At 67.3% G+C, this 20522-nt stretch carries 18 protein-coding genes; all 18 read left to right on the top strand.

Annotation, left to right across the window (positions count from 1 at the left end; all coding sequences use genetic code 11):
* Positions 1–2: 2 nt before the first annotated feature.
* Positions 3–1643, top strand: coding sequence for a flagellar biosynthesis GTPase FlhF (gene flhF / locus DI041_RS19285; protein ID WP_136639683.1), 1641 nt, complete (start codon positions 3–5; stop codon positions 1641–1643).
* Positions 1630–2517 carry a MinD/ParA family ATP-binding protein gene (locus tag DI041_RS19280; RefSeq protein ID WP_065723213.1) on the top strand — a complete coding sequence of 296 codons (888 nt, stop codon included), beginning with the start codon at positions 1630–1632 and terminating at the stop codon, positions 2515–2517. Before flhF ends, DI041_RS19280 begins: the two co-directional genes overlap by 14 nt.
* On the top strand, positions 2514–3257 hold the full coding sequence (locus tag DI041_RS19275; RefSeq protein WP_006365468.1) for an RNA polymerase sigma factor FliA: 744 nt from the start codon (positions 2514–2516) through the stop codon (positions 3255–3257). Before DI041_RS19280 ends, DI041_RS19275 begins: the two co-directional genes overlap by 4 nt.
* 57 nt (positions 3258–3314) lie before the next feature.
* Positions 3315–3707, top strand: a complete 393-nt coding sequence (gene cheY / locus DI041_RS19270; protein ID WP_006365466.1) for a chemotaxis response regulator CheY — start codon at positions 3315–3317, stop codon at positions 3705–3707.
* Positions 3707–4312: a protein phosphatase CheZ gene (locus DI041_RS19265; RefSeq protein WP_046984318.1), complete on the top strand. Its 606-nt coding sequence runs from the start codon at positions 3707–3709 to the stop codon at positions 4310–4312. Before cheY ends, DI041_RS19265 begins: the two co-directional genes overlap by 1 nt.
* Before the next feature lie 2 nt (positions 4313–4314).
* Positions 4315–6144 carry a chemotaxis protein CheA gene (locus DI041_RS19260; protein WP_046984317.1) on the top strand — a complete coding sequence of 610 codons (1830 nt, stop codon included), beginning with the start codon at positions 4315–4317 and terminating at the stop codon, positions 6142–6144.
* 101 nt (positions 6145–6245) lie between these two features.
* A complete protein-coding gene (locus tag DI041_RS19255) occupies positions 6246–6986 on the top strand; it encodes a flagellar motor protein (protein WP_046984316.1) in 741 nt (246 codons plus the stop codon).
* Between the two features lies 1 nt (position 6987).
* Complete coding sequence (gene motD, locus DI041_RS19250; protein ID WP_136639682.1) at positions 6988–8004, top strand: flagellar motor protein MotD; 1017 nt, start codon at positions 6988–6990, stop codon at positions 8002–8004.
* A 4-nt stretch (positions 8005–8008) separates the two neighbouring features.
* Entirely contained in the window at positions 8009–8791 is a 783-nt protein-coding gene (locus DI041_RS19245) for a ParA family protein (RefSeq protein WP_136639681.1), read from the top strand.
* A complete protein-coding gene (locus DI041_RS19240; RefSeq protein ID WP_136639680.1) occupies positions 8788–10047 on the top strand; it encodes a chemotaxis protein CheW in 1260 nt (419 codons plus the stop codon). The genes DI041_RS19245 and DI041_RS19240 overlap by 4 nt, the downstream gene beginning before the upstream one ends.
* 169 nt (positions 10048–10216) lie before the next feature.
* Positions 10217–10525, top strand: a complete 309-nt coding sequence (locus DI041_RS19235; RefSeq protein WP_046984312.1) for an STAS domain-containing protein — start codon at positions 10217–10219, stop codon at positions 10523–10525.
* A complete protein-coding gene (locus DI041_RS19230; RefSeq protein ID WP_005409521.1) occupies positions 10522–10887 on the top strand; it encodes a response regulator in 366 nt (121 codons plus the stop codon). The genes DI041_RS19235 and DI041_RS19230 overlap by 4 nt, the downstream gene beginning before the upstream one ends.
* A 45-nt stretch (positions 10888–10932) precedes the next feature.
* Entirely contained in the window at positions 10933–12927 is a 1995-nt protein-coding gene (locus tag DI041_RS19225) for a chemotaxis protein CheA (protein ID WP_136639679.1), read from the top strand.
* Positions 12928–13319: 392 nt separating this feature from the next.
* A complete protein-coding gene (locus DI041_RS19220) occupies positions 13320–15557 on the top strand; it encodes a methyl-accepting chemotaxis protein (RefSeq protein WP_136639678.1) in 2238 nt (745 codons plus the stop codon).
* 157 nt (positions 15558–15714) lie between these two features.
* Positions 15715–16488 (top strand): flagellar brake protein, encoded by a 774-nt coding sequence (locus tag DI041_RS19215; protein WP_136639693.1) that lies wholly within the window; start codon positions 15715–15717, stop codon positions 16486–16488.
* A 151-nt stretch (positions 16489–16639) separates the two neighbouring features.
* Positions 16640–17131, top strand: a complete 492-nt coding sequence (locus DI041_RS19210; protein WP_136639677.1) for a chemotaxis protein CheW — start codon at positions 16640–16642, stop codon at positions 17129–17131.
* A gap of 136 nt (positions 17132–17267) precedes the next feature.
* Positions 17268–17651: a hypothetical protein gene (locus DI041_RS19205; protein ID WP_135273515.1), complete on the top strand. Its 384-nt coding sequence runs from the start codon at positions 17268–17270 to the stop codon at positions 17649–17651.
* A gap of 101 nt (positions 17652–17752) precedes the next feature.
* Positions 17753–20134: a methyl-accepting chemotaxis protein gene (locus tag DI041_RS19200; protein WP_136639676.1), complete on the top strand. Its 2382-nt coding sequence runs from the start codon at positions 17753–17755 to the stop codon at positions 20132–20134.
* Positions 20135–20522: the final 388 nt, after the last annotated feature.

The following is a 20522-nucleotide window of genomic DNA, read 5'->3' as shown; positions in this document are numbered from 1 at the left end:
GCATGAAAATCAAACGATTCGTTGCCGCCGACATGCGCTCGGCCATGAACCTGGTGCGCAAGGAACATGGTCCTGACGCCGTGATCCTGTCCAACCGCCGGATCGAGGAAGGCATCGAGATCGTTGCCGCCGCCAACTACGACGAGAGCGCCGTGCAGCGTGCACTGGAAGCCTCGCGTCGTGACATCGCCCCGCCGCCGGTACCAAAGCCGCGCAATGCCGCCGACGCGGTGATCGCTGCAGTGACCCGTCGCCGCAGTGCCACCCCGGCACCGGAACCGGTGGCTGCGACCACCTCGGCCGTTGCCGCGCTGGCCCGCGCCGCCGTCGGTGCCACCGGCCGCACCCTGGACAGCGCCGACGAGATCGTGCCGACCCGCGGCAGCACCGGCTTCGCCGCAACCCTGGCGCGTGCTGCCGTCAACGAACCGGCGCGTGCGGAACAGGCCTTCGGCCCGTTCGCAGACGCCGTCGCCGACGCTGTCGCTGCACCCGCCGTGATCATCCCGGCCAACCGTGCGCGCTTCCAGATCGATCCGCCGCATGCCGAGCATCAGCAAAGCCCGGCCCCGGCCGTGGCGGTGCAGCCGCCGCCGCTGCCGCTGCCGGCCAGCGTTGTGGCCGACGCGCAGTCGCAGACCTTCGCCGACGAACCGTCGATGGCGGACGCAACCATCGACACCGCCCCGGAACCGACCCTTGCACCAGCCCCGGTGCTGACCGTGGTCGCCCAGGACGATGCCGAGATCCGACAGCTGCGCCAGGAAGTGGCCGGCATGCGCCAGGTGATCGAGCGCGAGATGAACCGCTTCACCGACGAGCGCCTGCGTGGCTGCCCGGTGCGCGCCACTGCACTGGACCTGATGGACGAGTACGGCTTCGACGCCGGCCTGGCCCGCGACGTGGCCATGCAGATCCCGCTGGAGACCGATGCGCACCGCGGCCGCGGCCTGATGCTCGGGCTGATCTCGCGCAAGCTGCCGATCGCCCCGGTCGACCCGCTGGAGGAAGGCGGCGTGATCGCTCTCGTCGGCCCGACCGGCGCCGGCAAGACCACCACCATCGCCAAGCTGGCCTCGCGCTTCGCCGAGAAGCACGCCCCGCGCGATGTCGCCCTGGTCACCACCGACACCACCCGCATCGGTGCCCGCGAGCAGCTGTACGGTTACGGCCGCCAGCTCGGCATCGCGGTGCATGAGGCCAACAGCGGCACCGACCTGGACCAGCTGCTGGAACGCCTGAAGGACTACAAGCTGGTGCTGATCGACACCGCCGGCCTGGGCCCGCGCGACCGTGCCCTGGCCGCCCAGCTGCAGTGGCTGCGTGCCGCCCGCCAGGTCCGCACCCTGCTGGTGCTTCCAGCCAACACCAGCTTCGGCGACATGGACGAGGTGGTCCGCCGCTTCGGCGCGGCCAACCTGCAGGGCCTGGTGCTGAGCAAGCTGGACGAAACCGGCCGCTTCGGCAACGCCCTGTCGGTGGCCGTGGACCACGCCCTGCCGATCACCTGGGTGACCGACGGCCAGGACGTTCCGGAGGACCTGCACCGGGCCAGTGCAGCCAATCTCGTACTTCGCCTTGAAGATTTGCGCCGCGCGGCCGATATGCCCTGCAACCCGGAGTTGAACCATGCCGTCGCGTGAGTACGCCAAGCTGACCAAGACCTTCCCGCTGTCGGCCACCCGCAGCGAGCCGCTCGGCCCTGTGCGCACCATTGCGGTCACTGGCGGCAAGGGCGGCGTGGGCAAGACGAATGTGTCCGCCAACCTGGCCGTGGCGCTGGCCGGCATGGGCAAGCGCACGCTGCTGCTGGACGCCGACCTCGGCCTGGCCAACATCGACGTGATCCTGGGACTGAACCCCACCTTTACCCTGGCCGATCTGGTCGCCGGCCGCTGCTCGCTGGATGACGTCATCGTCGAAGGCCCGAACGGCGTGCTGGTGGTCCCTGCCGCGTCCGGCCGCCGCCACATGGCCGAGCTGGCCCCGGCCGAGCACGTCGGCCTGGTCAACGTGTTCTCCGAGCTGGAACGCGAGCTGGACATCATGGTGGTGGACACCGCCGCCGGCATCAACGATGGCGTACTGACCTTCTGCCAGGCCGCACAGGACACCGTGGTGGTGGTCTGTGACGAGCCGGCCTCGATCACCGACGCCTACGCACTGATCAAGGTGCTGTCGCGCGAGCGTGGCGTGGACCGCATCCAGGTGGTGGCCAACATGGTGCGCGACCCCAACGAGGGCCGCGTGCTGTACGAAAAGCTGACCCGTGTCTGCGAGAAGTTCCTCGCCGATGTCTCGCTGAACTACCTCGGCTGCGTTCCGCAGGACGATTGGCTGCGCCTGTCGGTGCAGCGCCAGCAGCCGGTGGTGAAGGCCTATCCGTCCAGCCCGGCCGCGCTGGCGATCACCGAGATCGCGCGCCGTACCGCGCGCTGGCAGGCGCCGACCGAACCGCGTGGCGGCGTCGAATTCTTCCTCGAACGCATCCTCAAGCAGCGTGGGGTGACGGCATGAAAGGCGCAGCCCAGTACAGGGAAGTGCAGCGCTCGGCGGCGAACGAAGTCATCGCCCAGCATTCGGACCTGGTGCGGCGCATCGCCCACCATCTGGCTGCGCGCCTACCCGCCAGCGTCGAGGTCGATGACCTGATCCAGGCCGGCATGATGGGCCTGATCGAAGCCTCGCGCAGCTACGACGCCGACCAGGGCGCCTCGTTCGAGACCTATGCGTCGATCCGCATCCGCGGCTCGATGATCGACGAGATCCGCCGTGGCGACTGGGTGCCCCGCTCAGTGCACCGCCGCGCTCGTGATGCCGCCGCCACCATCCGCCGCCTGGAGCAGAGCAGCGGCCGCGCCGCCAGCGCCACCGAAGTGGCCGCGGCGATGGAAATGCCGCTGCCCGAATACCTGCGGTTGATGGAAGACGCCGCACGTGGCCAGGTGCTGAGCCTGGAGTCGCGCATCGAAGACCAGGGCGAGCTGGACACCGTCACCCAGGGCGGCCCGACCCCGCAGCAGGTACTGGAACGCGGCGAGTTCGGCCGCGAGCTGGGCAAGGCGATCGGCCACCTGCCCGAGCGCGAGCAGCTGGTGCTGTCGCTCTACTACGAGCAGGAGCTGAACCTGAAGGAGATCGGCGCGGTGCTTGGCGTAAGTGAATCGCGGGTCTGCCAGATCCACGGCCAGGCAGTGCTGCGCCTGCGTGGTCGACTGAAGATTTTCGAGGCGGCGGACGCCGGCCTCGAAGAATGAACATGCCCGAGGCGGCTGCCCCCGGCCGCCCGGACTGAACAACAAAGGAACTCTGCTTTGAACAAGAACATGCGCATCCTGATCGTCGACGACTTCTCGACCATGCGTCGGATCGTCAAGAACCTGCTGGGCGATCTGGGCTTCACCAATACCGCCGAAGCCGAGGACGGGCATGCCGCGCTGTCGCTGCTGCAGAGCCAGCCGTTCGATTTCGTGGTCACCGACTGGAACATGCCGGTGATGACCGGCATCGAACTGCTCAAGGCGATCCGCGCCGATGCCAAGCTGAAGACACTGCCGGTGCTGATGGTGACGGCCGAAGCCAAGCGCGAGCAGATCATCGAAGCCGCCCAGAGCGGCGTGAACGGCTACATCATCAAGCCGTTCACCGCGCAGACCCTGGAAGAGAAGCTCGGCAAGATCTTCGAACGCCTGGCGGCCAGCGCCTGATGGATACCACGGTCGACAGGAACGCCCTCGCCCTGCGCCTTCAGGAAGCCCTGGACGCACTCGAGTCCGGTGACGAAGCCGCGTGGCGGCAGCGCATCGACGGGCTGGTCGCACTGCGCACGCAGCCGATGATGAGCGGCCTTTCGCGGCTGGCCCGCGAGCTGGGACAGGCGCTGGGTGAGCTGCCGACCGTGCCTGACGAAGCCGGCGAACTGGACGACGCCTGCGCGCGCCTGGACCACGTGGTGGCGATGACCGAACAGGCCACCCACCGCACCCTGGACCTGGCCGAGGAATGCCGCAGCCTGACCGAACAGCTGCGCGCCGAAGGCCTGCAGCCTGGCCAGGACGCGCAGCTCGAGCGCATCCGCCATAACCTGACCGAGATCGCTCTGACCCAGAGCTACCAGGACCTGACCGGGCAGATCATCCGTCGCGTGGTCGGCATCGTGCGCCGCGTGCACGAAGGCTTCGGCGCACTCGGCCTGCCGCCGGAACAGCATCGCTCCGACCCGGAACTGGCCGGGCCGGCACTGAAGGGACTGGACCGCCACGCGGTCTCGCAGAACGACGCCGACGACCTGTTGTCGGATCTGGGGCTGTAAGCATGAGCGCGGTATCCGACGACATCACTGCCGATTTCATCATCGAGGCGCAGGAAATCCTGGATCGCCTGGGCGAACAGCTGGTGTCGCTGGAGCAGGCACCCCAGGACGGCGACCAGCTCAATGCGGTGTTCCGCGGCTACCACACGCTGAAGGGTGGCGCCGGCTTCCTTGGCGTGACGGCCATGGTTGAACTGTGCCACGCCGCCGAAGAAGCCCTCGGCGCCGCGCGCGCCGGCCAGGCGGTGCTGCAGGCCCACCATTTCGATGCCGCCCAGCAATCGCTGGATTACCTGCAGTCGATGCTGGATGCAGTGTCCTCGGGTACCGAACCGGGCTACGCGCCCCCCGAGCTGATCGCGCAGTTCGATGTACACGGTGGCGCCACCGCCCCGGCGGCCGCCGCTGCGCCCGCCACCGGTGGCAGTGACCTGATCACCGACGATGAGTTCGAGGCCCTGCTCGACCAGCTGCACGGCGGCAATGCCCCGACCGCGGTCGCACCGGCGAAGAAGGCCGACGACGGCCTGATCAGCGAAGACGAGTTCGAAGCCCTGCTCGACCAGCTGCACGGTGGCGCCGCACCCGGCACCAAACCGGTCGCCGCGGTGCCGGCGGCACCGCCCGCGCCACGCCCAGCCGCACCCGCACCCGCACCGGCGGCCAAGCCGCCCGCCAAGCCACTGGCCGAAGCCGAGCACACCGTGCGCGTGGATACCAAGCGCCTGGATGCGATCGTCAACCTGATCGGCGAACTGGTGCTGTCACGCAATCGCTTGAAGACCCTGCGTGCGCGCCTGCGCGACGAGGAGCTGGACCGTGCGGTATCCACGCTGGACATCGCCACCGCACGCCTGCAGTCGGCGGTGATGCGTACCCGCATGCAGCCGGTGGGCAAGGTGTTCTCGCGCTTCCCCAAGGTCGCCCGCGACGTTGCCCGCTCGCTGAAGAAGGAAGTGGACCTTGAGCTGATCGGCGCCGAAACCGAGCTCGACCGTAACCTGGTCGAAGCCCTGGCCGACCCGCTGGTGCATCTGGTCCGCAACGCCATCGACCATGGCGTGGAAACGCCCGAGCTGCGTGAAGCCCAGGGCAAGCCTCGGATGGGCCACGTGCGCCTGTCGGCGCAGCAGGAAGGCGACTACGTCAGCATCGAGGTACAGGACGATGGCGCCGGCATCGATCCGGAAAAGCTGCGCGCGAAGGCACGCGAGAAGGGCCTGATCGATCCGGAAGCCGCTGCCCGCCTGAGCAGCGAGGAATGCCTGCACCTGGTGTTCCTGCCCGGCTTCTCGACCAAGCAGCAGGTCACGGATATCTCCGGCCGTGGTGTCGGCATGGACGTGGTGCAGTCGCGCATCCGCGAACTGAGCGGCCAGATCCAGATCCAGTCGGAACTGGGCCGCGGCAGTCGCTTCCTGATCCGCGTGCCGCTGACCCTGGCGATCCTGCCGACCCTGCTGGTGCAGGCCGGCGAGGACGTCTACGCCTTGCCGCTGGCACGCGTGATGGAAGTGCTGCACGCCCCGCGCACCTCGCTGGGCTGGTTCGATGGACGTGCCGTGCTCGACCGCCGCTCGCATACCCTGGCGCTGGTCGATCTTCGCCAGTGGCTGGATGTGACGCCGGCCGCCTCGCCGCTGCTGACCATCGTCGTGCTGCAGGCCGGTGAAGCCCGGTTCGGCCTGGTCGTGGACCAGGTGCGAGGGCGCGAGGAAGTGGTCATCAAACCCTTGCCCAAGGCGCTGCGTGGCCTGGCTGGTTATGCCGGTGCAACCTTGATCGGCGATGGTCGCATGGCCCTGATCCTGGACGTGGACGGACTGCGCTGAAGCCCGGCGGGCCATGCCCGGCGACCCGAAAACTGTGACTACCGTCTGTACACGACCTCCCGGTGTCTCAAGTCCCATTCACACAAGCCGATACCGGACCCATGGATAGACTCAGCCTCATTGGACTCTTTCTCGCCCTGGCCTCGCTGGTCGGCGGCAGCATCCTCAAGGGCGCCGGCCTGGCGTCGCTGTGGTCGCCTGCCGCGTTCGTGATCGTCATCGTCGGTACCGTCGCCGCGATCCTGCTGCACACCTCGCCGGCCGTGTTCAAGCACGCCTTCAAGATCGTGCGCTGGGTCGTGCGACCGCCGCACAGCGACCGCCGCGAACTGATCCAGCAGATTGTCGAATGGAGCAACATCGCACGCCGCCAGGGCCTGCTTGGCCTGGAAGCACAGGTGGAAGCACAGCAGGACCCGTTCCTGCGCAAGGGACTGCAGCTGCTGGTGGACGGCGTCGAGCCCGAATCAATCCGGCACATGCTGGAAATCGAACTGGGAAGCCAGGAGCACCAGGACCAGGCCGGCGCCAAGGTCTTCGAGGCGATGGGCATCTATGCGCCCACGCTGGGCATCATCGGCGCCGTGCTCGGCCTGATCGCGGTGATGAAGAATCTCGCCGACCCGAGCAAGCTCGGCCATGGCATCGCCGCCGCGTTCACCGCCACCATCTACGGCATCGCCTCGGCCAACCTGCTGTTCCTGCCGATCGCCGCCAAGCTCAAGAGTGTGATCTCGCACAACACCCGTGATCGCGAAATGGTCATCGAAGGCCTGATTTCGATCGCCCAGGGCGAGAACCCGCGCAACATCGAAACCAACCTCTCCGGCTTCCTGCACTGACATGGCCCGCCGCAAGCACCACGAAGAGCACGCCAACCATGAAGCATGGGCAATCCCCTATGCCGACCTGATGACGCTGCTGCTCGCCTTCTTCGTGGTCATGTACGCGATCTCCTCGGTCAACGAGGGCAAGTACCGGATCATGGCCGACGCGCTCACCGATGCCTTCGGTGGCGCGCCGCGCACCATCAATCCGGTGCAGGTCGGCAACAAGCAGGTGCAGGGCGGCGGCTGGGACAGTCCCTCAGTGATCAAGTCCGGCACCAAGATCGGGCCCTCGGCGCCTGCGCCGTCGCACGACCCGACGCTGCTGCCATCGATGGCCTCGCAGATGCGCATGCCCGTGTCGGTGCACAACCAGGAACAGATCGCGCGCGCCGAGCGCCAACTCAGCAGCATCGCCGACCGTCTGACCGCCGCGCTGGCACCGCTGATCGACCGCGGCATGATCAGCGTGCGTCGCACCGAGCTGTGGATCGAAGTCGAGATCAACAGCGACATCCTGTTCCCGACCGGCTCGGCCGCGCTGGACGTGCACGCGCGGCAGACCCTGGCCAGTCTGGCCGACGTACTGCGCGATGTACCCAACAGCGTGCGCGTGGAAGGCCATACCGACAACGTGCCGATCGCCACCGCCACCTTCCCGTCCAACTGGGAACTGTCCGCCGGTCGCGCTGCCAGCGTGGTGCACCTGTTCGCCGACCAGGGCGTGCAGCCCTCGCGGCTGGCGATGGTCGGCTACGGCCAGTTCCGCCCGCGCGAAGAAAACGACAGCGCGCAGGGTCGCAACCGCAACCGCCGGGTGATGGTCATCATCCTGGCCGATACCACCCACGCAATCGATCCGCTGGGCCAGCGCCTGAGCGCCGCAACCGGCGGTGCCAACAGCACCGACACCGAACAAGCCGCCGCAACTCCGGCTACCGCCCCCACCTCCCCCATCGCACCGGTGAAGTTGCCGCCGGTGCCGGCTGGCAGCCGTGTCGGCGCCGCCGTTCCCCCGGCAATGAAGGAGTAAACCGATGCGCATCTGGGCAGTCGCCAACCAGAAGGGCGGAGTCGGCAAGACCACTACCACCCTCGCCCTCGGCCGTGGCCTGGCTGCAATGGGCCACCGCGTGCTGCTGATCGACCTCGATCCGCATGCCTCGCTCAGCCGTGCCTTCGGCGTACCGGTGGACCCGCCGCCGGCCGGCGTGCTGGAACTGTTCGGCGCACCGCCGGCCGATCTATCCGGCCTGTGCCACGCCAGCAGCATCCACGGCCTGGACTACGTCTGCGCGCAGTCGGCGCTGGCCACGCTGGAGCGGCGCAGCGCCAACCAGCCCGGCCTCGGCCTGGCTCTGCAGAACGCGCTTGCCCGCCATCAGGGACAGCACGACTACATCCTGCTGGACTGCGCACCGACCCTCGGCCTGCTGATGATCAATGCACTGGCTGCGGCCGACCGCCTGATCATCCCGACCCAGGCCGAACCGCTGGCGCTGCATGGACTGGACGGCATGGTCCGCACCGGCGAGATGGTCGAGCGCTCGCGGCGCCGCCCGCTGCCGATCTCGATCCTGCCGACCCTGTTCGATCGCCGCACCCGCGCTGGCAACGAGTCGCTGCGCACCATGCAGGATCGTCATGGCACACGCGTATGGGAAGACGCGATTCCGATCGACACTCGCATCAGCAATGCCGCCGGCCTGACCCTGCCGAGCGTCGGCGAGGACTACCCGGGCCGCGGCCTGGCTGCGTACCGTCGCGCCCTCAACTGGATCCTCGGCGAGGATGCCCGCGCCCTGGAGCAGGCCGCATGAACAGCACCGGCGTACTGGACGACTATCTGGACGAGCTGTTGGGCGAGGCGATCGCTGTGGCGCCACCCGTCGCGCCGCCGGGTAATGCCGGGGCACGCCCAGCGAGCACAGCGGCACCGGAACGCGAACCGACCTGGGATGACCTGCCAGCCGAAGTGATCTACGAAACTGAAGCCGTCACCGCTGCCCCTGCCGTGGACGACGCCGCGCTGGAAGCCGCCTTCGAGGCCGCCTCTGCACCGGGTAGCGCCGGGCCACGCCCTGCGAGCGCAGCGGAACCGGAGCGCGAGCCCACCTGGGACGACCTGCCAGCCGAAGTGATCTACGAGACCGAAGCCGTCGCCGCTACCCCTGCAATGGACGACGCCGCACTGCAAGCCGCTTTCGAGGCTGCCGCTACACCGGCCTCCGCCACGCAACGCGAGCCGACCTGGGATGACCTGCCGGACGAAGTGATCCACGAGACCGCTCCTGCGCCGGCTGCGGCCACCGCAAAGGCCGGCCCGGAGCCGACCTGGGACGATCTGCCCGATGAAGTGATCTACGAGACCGATCCTGCCGACAGCCATCGCCTCGCCCACACCGACAGCCCCGGCCTGCAGGCCGCATTCGAGGCGGCCTCCGGTGGCGAGGACGTGGCCACGCCACCACCCGCCACGGTTGCAGCACTGGCGCCTGCACCACGCCCCACCCCTGCACCGGCTGCAGCAGCACCGCCACCGCGCGTGGCGGTAGACGCTCCCGCTGGCAATCGACCTGGCACCTGGCAGGAACTGCAGGCGCAGGCACACCGCCCGGCCAGCAGCCCGCATCCGCAGAACCGCCGCGCCGGCGAGCGCACCTCGCGCTGGCTGCGCCTGCGTTGTGGTGCCCAGGCCTATGCACTGGAACTGCTGAAGGTGCAGGAAGTGGTCCTGCCGGTACCGTTGCTGCCTTTGCGCGGTACCGCCCCGGCCATGCTGGGGATAATGAACCTGCGCGGCCAGGTGGTGCCGGTAATGGACCTGGGCCTGCACCTGGGTGCAACCGCTGCCGAGGACGACGCACAGACCCGCATCGTGGTGCTGGAGGAAAACGGCGAGACCATCGGCCTGCGCGTGTCGGCCGTGGAAGACGTCGCCAACCTCACCGATTCGCAGATCGAGCCGCCTGATACGGCGCGCATCTGCCAGATTTCCAATGATCTGTTCCGTGGCGTTGCCCGGGTCAGCCAGCGGCCGATGATCCTGCTCGATGCCACGCAGCTGTTGAGCTGAGTCGGCGTTCCGCGCCGCCGCGTTGCCTGTCGGGGACGGCAGGTGCCGATGCGCAGCATTGGCATCTCCCGCCCCCGAACAGCACCGCATCGACGCACCGCGTCGATTCCTCTAAAGAACCCCGCCGGGGTGCCGTTATGGATCACGGAACCGTTTGTCCGGAGCAACCATGAGCATTGTCGAACTGGGTGAGGATCTCGGCATCGAGAGCAGCACCGAGCTCAAGAACCGCCTTTCGCCGTTGGTGGCAGAGGCAGGCGAGCTGACCCTGGATGCGAGCCAGGTCACCCGCATCCACACGGCCGCCGTGCAGGTGCTGTGTGCGTTCGTGCAGGCGCGCCGCGAGGCAGGCCTCGGCACCGGCTTCCACGGCTGCACCGCAACCTTCCGTGACGCCGCACGCCTGCTTGGCGTCACCCAGGCCCTGGGCCTGGACGCAACCCATGACAACCTGAAATCTGTGGAGAACGCTGCATGAGCGCACGTATCTTGGTGGTGGACGATTCGGCGTCGATGCGCCAGATGGTTTCCTTCGCCCTCACCTCGGCCGGTTTTGCCGTCGAAGAAGCCGAAGACGGCGCGGTCGCGCTCGGTCGCGCAAAGGGCCAGCGCTTCAATGCGGTGGTCACCGACGTCAACATGCCGAACATGGACGGCATCGCGCTGATCCGCGAACTGCGCCAGCTGCCGGACTACAAGTTCACCCCGCTGCTGATGCTCACCACCGAATCGGCCGCGGACAAGAAGTCCGAAGGCAAGGCCGCCGGTGCCACCGGCTGGCTGGTCAAGCCGTTCAATCCCGAGCAGCTCGTCGCCACCGTGCAGAAAGTGCTGGGCTGATCGCCCCGCACTGCTCCCCCTCTTCGCTTCCGGATCGCCACTGCCATGAGCATGGACCTGCAACGCTTCCACGCCACCTTCTTCGAGGAGAGCCGCGAAGGCCTCGACGCGATGGAGGCTGGCCTGCTGGCCCTGGAATCGGGGCAACAGGACGCGGAGATCATCAATTCGGTGTTCCGCGCTGCCCACTCGATCAAGGGCGGCGCCGGCACCTTCGGCTTCGATGCGATTGCCGGCCTGACCCACGTGCTGGAAACGCTGCTCGATGAGCTGCGTGCAGGCAAGCGGGCGCTGGAAGGCCACGCTGTCGACGCCATGCTGTCTTCGGTGGACGTGCTGCGCGCCCTGCTGCGCGAAGCCGAACACGGCCAGGCCGCCGATCCCGCCGCTGTCGCCGCGGTGAAGGCGCGCCTGGAAGCAGTTCTTTCCGGACAAGCCGCAGCTGCCGCCCAGGCCGCCCCGGCTGCCAAGGTGGACGACACGCCGGAAGCCTGGCAGATCGGCTTCACCCCGGCACCGTCGCTGTTCATGAGCGGCAACGATCCACTGCGCATCATCCGCGAACTGGAACACCTCGGTTCGCTGCAGGTGGCTGCGCGCATGGAACGCCTGCCCGGCTTCGCCCAGCTCGACCCGCTCGAGGCTCATCTGGCGTGGGATCTGGGACTGGTCGGCAAAGTGCCGCGCAGCAAGATTGAAGACACCTTCGCCTGGGTACTGGACGACTGCGAGCTGGACATCCGTCCGGCCGCACCGCCGAGCCTGGCCACGCAGGCCCCGACCGCATCCGCTGCTCCCCCTTCCACAGCTGTTGCTGCACCGGCCGTGGCCACCACTCCTGCCGCCAGCGGTGGTGGCGGTCAGGAAGCGGAAACCTCGATCCGCGTCAGCGTCGACAAGGTCGATGCGCTGATCAACCTGGTCGGCGAACTGGTCATCACCCAGGCCATGCTCAAGCAGGTCTCGCACGCACTGGACCCGGTCCACGCCGAGAGCCTGTTCGCCGGCCTGGACCAGCTTGAACGCAACACCCGCGACCTGCAGGAAGCGGTGATCGGCGTGCGCATGCTGCCGGTCGATGCAGTGTTCCGCCGCTTCCCGCGCCTGGTCCGCGACCTCTCCGGCCGCCTCGGCAAGCAGGTCCGCCTGCGCACCGTCGGCGAAGGCACCGAGCTGGACAAGGGCCTGATCGAGAAGATCGCCGATCCGCTGGTCCACCTGGTGCGCAACTCGATCGACCACGGCCTGGAAATGCCGGACGTGCGACGTGATGCGGGCAAGGACGAGACCGGCACGATCACCTTGGCGGCATCGCACCAGGGCGGCCACATCGTCATCGAAGTCAGCGACGACGGCCGCGGCCTGGACCGTGCCAAGATCCTCGCCAAGGCCAGCGAGCGCGGCCTGGCCGTACCGGACAACCCGACCGATTCGCAGGTCTGGGACCTTATCTTCCAGCCCGGCTTCTCAACTGCAGACGCGGTCACCGACCTGTCCGGCCGCGGCGTCGGCATGGATGTGGTCCGTCGCAACATCCAGGCACTGGGTGGCGAAGTGCAGATCGAAAGCGGCCTCGGTACCGGTACTCGCACACTGATCCGCCTGCCGCTGACACTGGCCATCCTTGATGGCATGACCGTGGCGGTGGCCGGCGAAACCCTGATCCTGCCGCTGGCGTACGTGCTGGAGGCACTGCAGCCGCAGCCCGAGGACATCCGCAGCATGGCCGGCGAAGGCCGTGTGCTGCGCGTGCGTGGCGAATACCTGCCGATCCTGTCGCTGAGCGAGTACTACGGCTACGGCAACCGCGCTCCCGGCAGCGAATCGTTGGTGGTGGTGGTCGAAGGCGATGGCCAGAAGATCGCACTGGAAGTCGACGAGCTGGTCGGCCAGCAGCAGGTGGTGGTGAAGAACATCGAGAACAACTATCGCCGCATCGGCGGGGTGTCCGGTGCCACCATCCTCGGCGATGGCCGCGTGGCCCTGATCGTCGACATCGGTGGCCTCGTGCGCTCGCTGCGGATGCCGCAGGCCGCCTGATCCACACCGCATGCGTGCACTGAACCGCCGCCCTTCGGGGCGGCGGTTTTTCTTTGCGCGTGCGCCGACCATGTGTGGCTGGGGGTCAGATCCCTCTTCTTTGAAAAGGGATCTGACCCCAATCCGCCCCGAACCCATTCCGTGAACTCCGTCGCCGCACTGGTTTCGTTCGCAACCACGCCACCGAAGCGCAAGCCGCGCCGCCGCAGCACTTTCGCGCCGTCATCCCTACGCAACCGAATGTGATCTGCGTCCATAAAGTCCGCCCGCAGCACGCCGCTATCTCGCTTTGACGGCCGTCACCGAACCCCCACCGGGCACCACCGTTCGCTCTGCAACCACCCCCAGCCGACGCAACGACGCCGGCATCCTGCCCACCTGGAGCACCCTGCATGAAGTGGTTCCAAGATCTGCCCATCGCCCGCAAGCTGGCCGTGGGGTTCACCCTCACCACCTTGATGACCCTCGTCCTCGGTGCATTCGCGCTGCTGCGGCTCAACGAGGCCAACAAGCAACTGGGCGAGATGGCCAGCAACGATATTCCCTCGGTGCAGCACCTCGGCGAGGCACGCTCGCAACTGGGCGAATTCCGCACCTACGAGCTGGCGCTGCTCAGCATGCTCGACCAGCCGGACAAGGTGGCCGACTACTACAAGCGCATGGACGACACCGCCAAGGCCGTGCACGACGAACTGGCCGCCTACTCGGCACTGCCCGCACTGGCCAAGGAGCGCGAACTGTATGGCGCGGCCAACGTGCAGCTGGACCGCTACTTCGCCGCCAACAAGGCCATGCGCGAAGCGGTCGCCGCTGGCGATGGCGCTTTGGCGCGGCAGATCTCCGACGAACAGTCGCGGCCGGCACGCCGTGACCTGTTCGCTGCGATGAAGACCCTCGGCACCCACATCGCCGGCCTGATGGATGCCAAGATCGCCGATGCCAATGCCACCCACCACACCAGCATGATCGCCATCATCGGCTGCATCGTGCTGCTGTCGCTGGTGGCCGCCGCGCTGGCCATGGTCATCTCGCGCGCTGTCACAGGTCCGCTGGGCAAGGCCGTGCACGCGATCCAGGCCGTCGCCCGTGGTGATCTCAGTGTCAGCACGCAGGCCACCAGCAAGGACGAAGCCGGCAAGATGCTGGCCGCCACGGCCGAGATGACCTCGATGCTGCGCCGCTTCTCCGAGCAGACCCAGTTGATGGCGCAGATGCATGCCGGTCCGGATATCAGCCACCGCATCCCGGAGGACTTCCCGGGCGTGTATGGCCAGCTGGCCGGCGGCATCAACACGGTGATCTTCGAACACCTGGATGCGATCCGCGATGCCATCGACGTGCTCAACCAGTACGCGATCGGCAATCTTGCACCGGACGCACGCCGCCTGCCGGGCAGCCGCGCGATCCTGCACGAGTCGATGGATGCCGCCAAGGCCAGCCTGCTCGCGATCAACACCCAGATCCAGCAGCTGGCCGCCGCTGCAGCAGCCGGCGACTTCAGCCAGCGCGGCGATGCCCAGCGCTTCCAGCATGACTTCAAGGTCATGATCGAGCAGCTGAACACCATGATGCAGGTGGCCGACGGCAATCTGGGCCAGTTGTCGCAGCTGCTGCAATCGATCGCTGCCGGCGACCTGACCGCACGCATGGATGGGCAGTTCAATGGTGTGTTCGCACGCATGCGTGACGACGCCAACACCACCGTCGCGCAGCTGACCCAGATCGTCGGCCAGATCCAGGCCAGCGCCTCCAGCATCACCCTCGCCGCCGGCGAGATCGCCTCGGGCAACAGCGACCTGTCGCGCCGCACCGAACAGCAGGCAGCCAATCTGGAAGAAACCGCCGCCTCGATGGAGGAGCTGACCTCGACCGTTCGCCAGAACGCCGAGCATGCCCGCCAGGCCAACCAGCTGGCGATCGGTGCGCACGGCGTGGCCTCGCAGGGCGGCGACGTGGTCGGCCAGGTGGTGACCACCATGTCGGCCATTGAAGCCTCCTCGAAGAAGATCGCCGAGATCATCTCGGTCATCGACGGCATTTCGTTCCAGACCAACATCCTGGCGCTGAACGCCGCGGTGGAAGCCGCACGCGCTGGTGAACAGGGCCGTGGCTTCGCCGTGGTCGCCAGCGAGGTGCGCACCCTCGCCCAGCGCTCCGCCGCCGCCGCGAAGGAGATCAAGGGCCTGATCGATGACTCGGTCGGCAAGGTCGCCGAAGGCTCCAGCCTGGTCCACCAGGCCGGCAGCACCATGGGCGAGATCGTCGCCTCGGTGCAGCGCGTGACCGACATCATGGCCGAGATCTCCGCGGCCTCGCAGGAACAGAGCGCCGGCATCGAGCAGGTCAACCAGACCGTGGTGCAGATGGACGAGACCACCCAGCAGAACGCCGCACTGGTAGAGGAAGCCACCGCCGCCGCACGCGCGATGGAAGACCAGGCCGTGCAGCTGGGCGAAGCGGTTGCCCGCTTCCGCCTGGCCTCGCAAGGTACGACGGCCGCGCCGACGCGCCTGGCTGCGGCACCGGTTCCGCGCCAGGTGGCGACCGCTGCGCCGGCTGCCAAGCGCGCACTGCGTGCGTCGGCGGCACAGCCGGCACTGGCCGCCGAGGGCGACTGGCAGGAGTTCTGAGGTAACGGGGTCGGATCCCTTTCCTGAGGGAAAGGGATCCGACCCCTCGCACGTGGAAAGTGATGCAATTCTCACTTCATAATCCTGCACAGTGGCCGATATCCCCATCGAGCCACGCGCCAACGCGTGCTGGCGCCCACCCTTGACCGTAGATTCCATGTCCGACGGCAACGACACTGCAGTGCACGATGTCCACGCGGCCGACGCCGCTGACGAACGTTTCCTGGTCCGCAACCCGCGCCAGCTGCGGCAGTTGCTGCGATCGCTGATCGACCAGCGATCACTGATCAACGCGCATATCGACGGCCGCGACCGATCGTTCCCGACTGCGCTGCTTGAGCTCGATGAAGACGAGGACACCCTGCTGCTCGATGGCAGTCCGCAGGAATCGTCCAACCGCGCCGCCGAGCAGGCCGACCACCTTCTGTGCTTCGCCCAGCTTGAACGCGTGCTGGTGCGCTTCCGGCTGCAGGCACTGCAGCGCGTGGACAATGACGGCCACGTGGCATTCCGCGCCCCGCTGCCGGACGAGCTGGTACACCTGCAACGGCGGGAACTGTACCGGCTGGAAACCCCGGTCACCGACTCGCCGCAGCTGCAGCTGCCCTGCGGAGAAGACCGCAGCGGTACGCTGTCAATGCGGGTGGTTGATATCAGTGGCGGCGGCCTGGCCGTGGTAGTGCCCACCGACTGCGCGGTATTCAGCCTGCAGAAGCGCTACCCGGCCCTGCTCTCACTGCCGGACGGCCCGGACCTGGAGATCGAACTGGTGGTCTGCAACCTGCTGCCACAGCGCCAGCCCAACGGCATCGAGGTCAAGCGCGTGGGCATGCGTTTCGACGGCCTGCCGCGTGGCGGCGACAGCGCCATCCAGCGCTACATCTTCCGCATTGACCGCCAGCGCAAGGCGCGCCGCAACGGCGAACTGTAGGGCAACACCGGCGCGCATGCCGGGGTCAGATCCCTTTTCCCTGAAAAGGGATCTGTCTCCTTCCCCGGGAGTGCCGGATACCTAAAGTCCCCCACCCAGGGGCCGATATCGAGCCTGACACCGGGACTTCCGGCAGAACCAGGACCCCTCGATGAACGACAAGACCAGCACCACCGCCAGCGCCGGTGGCGAATTCCTCAGCTTCACCCTCGGTGCCGAGCACTACGGCGTGGACATCCTCAAGGTGCAGGAAATCCGCGGCTACGACGCGGTCACCCGCGTACCGGATGCACCGGACTACATCAAGGGCGTGATCAACCTGCGCGGCACCATCGTGCCGGTCATCGACCTGCGCCTGAAGCTGCGCCTGGACAATGCCCGCTACGACGCCTTCACCGTGATGATCGTGCTGAACGTCGAAGACCGTGTGGTCGGCATCGTCGTGGACAGCGTCTCCGACGTGATCCCGCTGTCTGCCGAGCAGATCCGCCCGACCCCGGAATTCGGCGCTGCCGTCGATACCCGCTTCATTTCCGGCATCGGCACCCAGGATGACCGCATGTTGATCCTGCTGGACATCGAGACCCTTCTCGACAGTGCCGACATGGGCCAGGCCAGCCTGGTCGAAGACGCCGCCGCCTGAACCAGCGGACCTGCTTCACGTTCTGGTCACAAAACCCTTCAGTTCCCCGCGGCAGTGCCGATAGGGGGACAGAAGCCGGCCGCGCAGGAGCGCGCAGGACCGGAACGACCATCACCATCCCCGGAGATACACCTCGATGAAGTCCCTGCTTGCGTTCGTTTCGGCCGCTGTCCTGGCCACCACTGCCGCCTCCGCTTTCGCCCAGTCGGCCGACATGATCCCGCCGGAAATGGCACCGCGTTCGGTCGGCAAGGACGGCATGGTCTGTGGCAAGGTCGAAAAGGCCCGCTACGCAGAAGGTTCCGAAGGCCAGCCGACCTTCCTGTACATGGGCGGCGCATTCCCGCGCCACACCTTCTCGGCGCGCATCGCCGGCGAGAACCGCGGCAAGTTCTCCTTCCCGCTGGAAACCCTGGAAGGCAAGACCGTGTGCGTGATCGGCAAGATCCAGCGCGATGCCTCGCGTGCTGAAATCGAAGTCAGCTCGCCGGCAAGCCTGAAGCTGGCCAACATCAAGTAATCCGCCGTTCGTCGAACCACGCCGGACCTGGTGCCGGCGTGGTTTCTGCTGCAACCGGGCCCGATGCCCGGACGCGTCTGCCTTAGGAGATCGCAACGCCCATGCCGTGGATCAACAACCTGAAACTGATGCCGAAGCTGATGCTGACCTTCGGCGTTCTCCTGCTGGTGATGCTGCTGCAGGGCATCGTCGCCTACCGTGGCCTGCACTCGCTGAACAACGTCACCACCGAGCTGGCCGGTTCGCGCATGGAGAGCATCCGCATGGCCGGCGAGATGCGAGGCATGCTCGGCGAGTACCGCAACGCCGCCTACCAGCAGCTGATCCGCGCAAGCGACGACGTCAAGGCAGATGCTCGCAAGCAGTCCACTGAACTGCGCGAAAGCATGGACAAGTCGATCAAGGGCTATCCGGCGCTGGTCGACAACCCGCAGCAGAAGAAGCTGTTCGATACCTTCGCCAAGGAATGGAAGGAGGCACTGACCTCCTATGACAGCGTCACCGAGATGCTGGAGCTGGACCTGCCCGACGATGCGATCGATACCTTCGTCGGCGAGACCCGCGCCAAGCACCGCAAGGCCGGCGCTGCACTGGAAGCATTGATTGCCGAAGACAACCGCCTCGCCCGCGCATCGCGCGATGAGGCCGAATCAACCTACGCCGCCTCGGCCGTGCTGACCGTGATCGCCCTGCTGGGCGGTGCTGCGCTTGGCCTGGTGCTGGTCTGGCTGTTCGCCCGCGCTCTGGTCGGCAGCGTGCGTGGCGCCGTCTCGGTTGCCAACGATGTGGCCGGTGGCAAGCTTGATGGCCATATCGATGTCAGCCGCAAGGACGAAGTCGGCGAGCTGATGCAGGCCATGCAGCGCATGCAGCGCGACCTGCGCGAGCGCACCGAAACCGACCAGGCCATCGCCCGCGAGAACCTGCGCATCCGCACCGCGCTGGACTACAGCTCGACCGGCGTGTACCTGACCGACACCAGCAACACCATCGTCTACAGCAATCGCGCCCTGCAGCAGACCCTGACCCAGTACCAGGACGAGGTCCGCCGCGACCTGCCGGACTTCGATGCGCAGGCCTCGCTGGTCGGCAAGCCGGTCACCGTGCTCGAGCACCGTGGCGAGATGGATCAGACTCTGCTGGGCAACCTGAAGGCGCACGGCGTTGCCCGTCGTCCGATGCAGTACGGCGACGCCCAGTTCGCCCAGGTGGTGTCGACCATCCGCAACGAAGGCGGCGATACCGTTGGCTACGTAGTGGAGTGGCGGGACCGCACCCAGGAAGCGCAGGTCGAAGCCGAAGTGGCGCGCGTGATTGCCCAGGCTGCGGCCGGCGACCTGTCCGGCCGCATCGACGCCAACGACAAGGAAGGCTTCTTCCTGCAGCTGGCCCAGCAGATCAACGGCCTGCTCGACGCCAATGCCGGCAGCATCGAACAGATCTCCGGCCTGCTTGCCGCGCTGTCGCAGGGTGATCTGACCGTGCGCATGCACGGCGATTACCAGGGCGTGTTCGCCCGCATGCGCGATGATGCCAACGCCACCGCCGCGCAGCTGAGCGAGATCGTCACCCGCATCAAGCAGTCCAGCCGTGCGATCAGCTCGGCCGCCGGCGAAATCGCCTCGGGCAACAGCGATCTGTCGCGCCGCACCGAGCAGCAGGCCGCCAACCTGGAAGAAACCGCTGCCTCGATGGAGGAGCTGACCTCGACCGTTCGCCAGAACGCCGAGCATGCACGCCAGGCCAACCAGCTGGCCATCGGCGCACATGGCGTGGCCTCGCAGGGCGGCGACGTGGTCGGCCAGGTGGTCACCACGATGTCGGCCATCCAGGCCTCGTCGAAGAAGATTTCGGAGATCATCTCGGTCATCGACGGCATCGCCTTCCAGACGAACATCCTGGCGCTGAACGCTGCCGTGGAGGCCGCACGTGCCGGCGAACAGGGGCGCGGTTTCGCCGTGGTCGCCAGCGAAGTGCGCACCCTCGCCCAGCGCTCGGCCGCTGCCGCAAAGGAGATCAAGGGCCTGATCGACGACTCTGTCGGCAAGGTCAACGACGGCTCGGCGCTGGTGCACAAGGCCGGCGCGACCATGGGCGAGATCGTCGCCTCGGTGCAGCGCGTGACCGACATCATGGCCGAGATCTCCGCCGCCTCGCAGGAGCAGTCGGCCGGCATCGAGCAGGTCAACCAGACCGTGGTGCAGATGGACGAGACCACCCAGCAGAACGCTGCGCTGGTGGAAGAAGCCACCGCCGCCGCACGTGCGATGGAAGAACAGGCTGGGCACCTCAGCGAGGCCGTGTCGATCTTCGTGGTCGACGAAGCCGAGGTCGTGGCCGCTCCGCGCAAGGCAGTTGCAGCGCCGGCACCACGTGCCGCCGCACCGGTCGCACCGGCTGCGGTCGCCCCACCGGCCCGACGCACTGCAGGCGGCCGCCCGATGGCCACCGAACTGGCTGACGGGGACTGGCAGGAATTCTGATCCCCGCCTGACCTGACGCACGAGAACGCCCTGGCCCTGCGCTGGGGCGTTTTCGTTTACGGGGTATCTGGATATCAGCCAACGGCGGAGCCCCTCGGGGTGGTCGCGGAGAGCGGCGGATTTCCTTCGTTTGGGCCGGGAGGATGGGTTGCGCAGGGGACGCTGCAAGTACGTCCATGTAAGCTCGGTCGCCGCATCCATGCGGCTCACGCCCCTGCGCAACCCACCCTCCCGGCCAGGGACACTTTCCGTGCGCGTCCACCCCGGATTGAAAAGAAAAGAGCAAAAAGCAAAAGCCAGGTCGCGTCCGGGGTCAGATCCGTTTTCCTGCGGAAAACGGATCTGACCCCTCTTTCCCCTTGGAAACCCACCCACCCTGCCGCCCGCC

The sequence above is a fragment of the Stenotrophomonas maltophilia genome (genome assembly GCF_004920835.1).
Classification (GTDB): domain Bacteria; phylum Pseudomonadota; class Gammaproteobacteria; order Xanthomonadales; family Xanthomonadaceae; genus Stenotrophomonas; species Stenotrophomonas maltophilia_AQ.
Note: the sequence above shows the minus strand (reverse complement) of the source record. Positions and strands in the feature narration are given on the sequence as shown.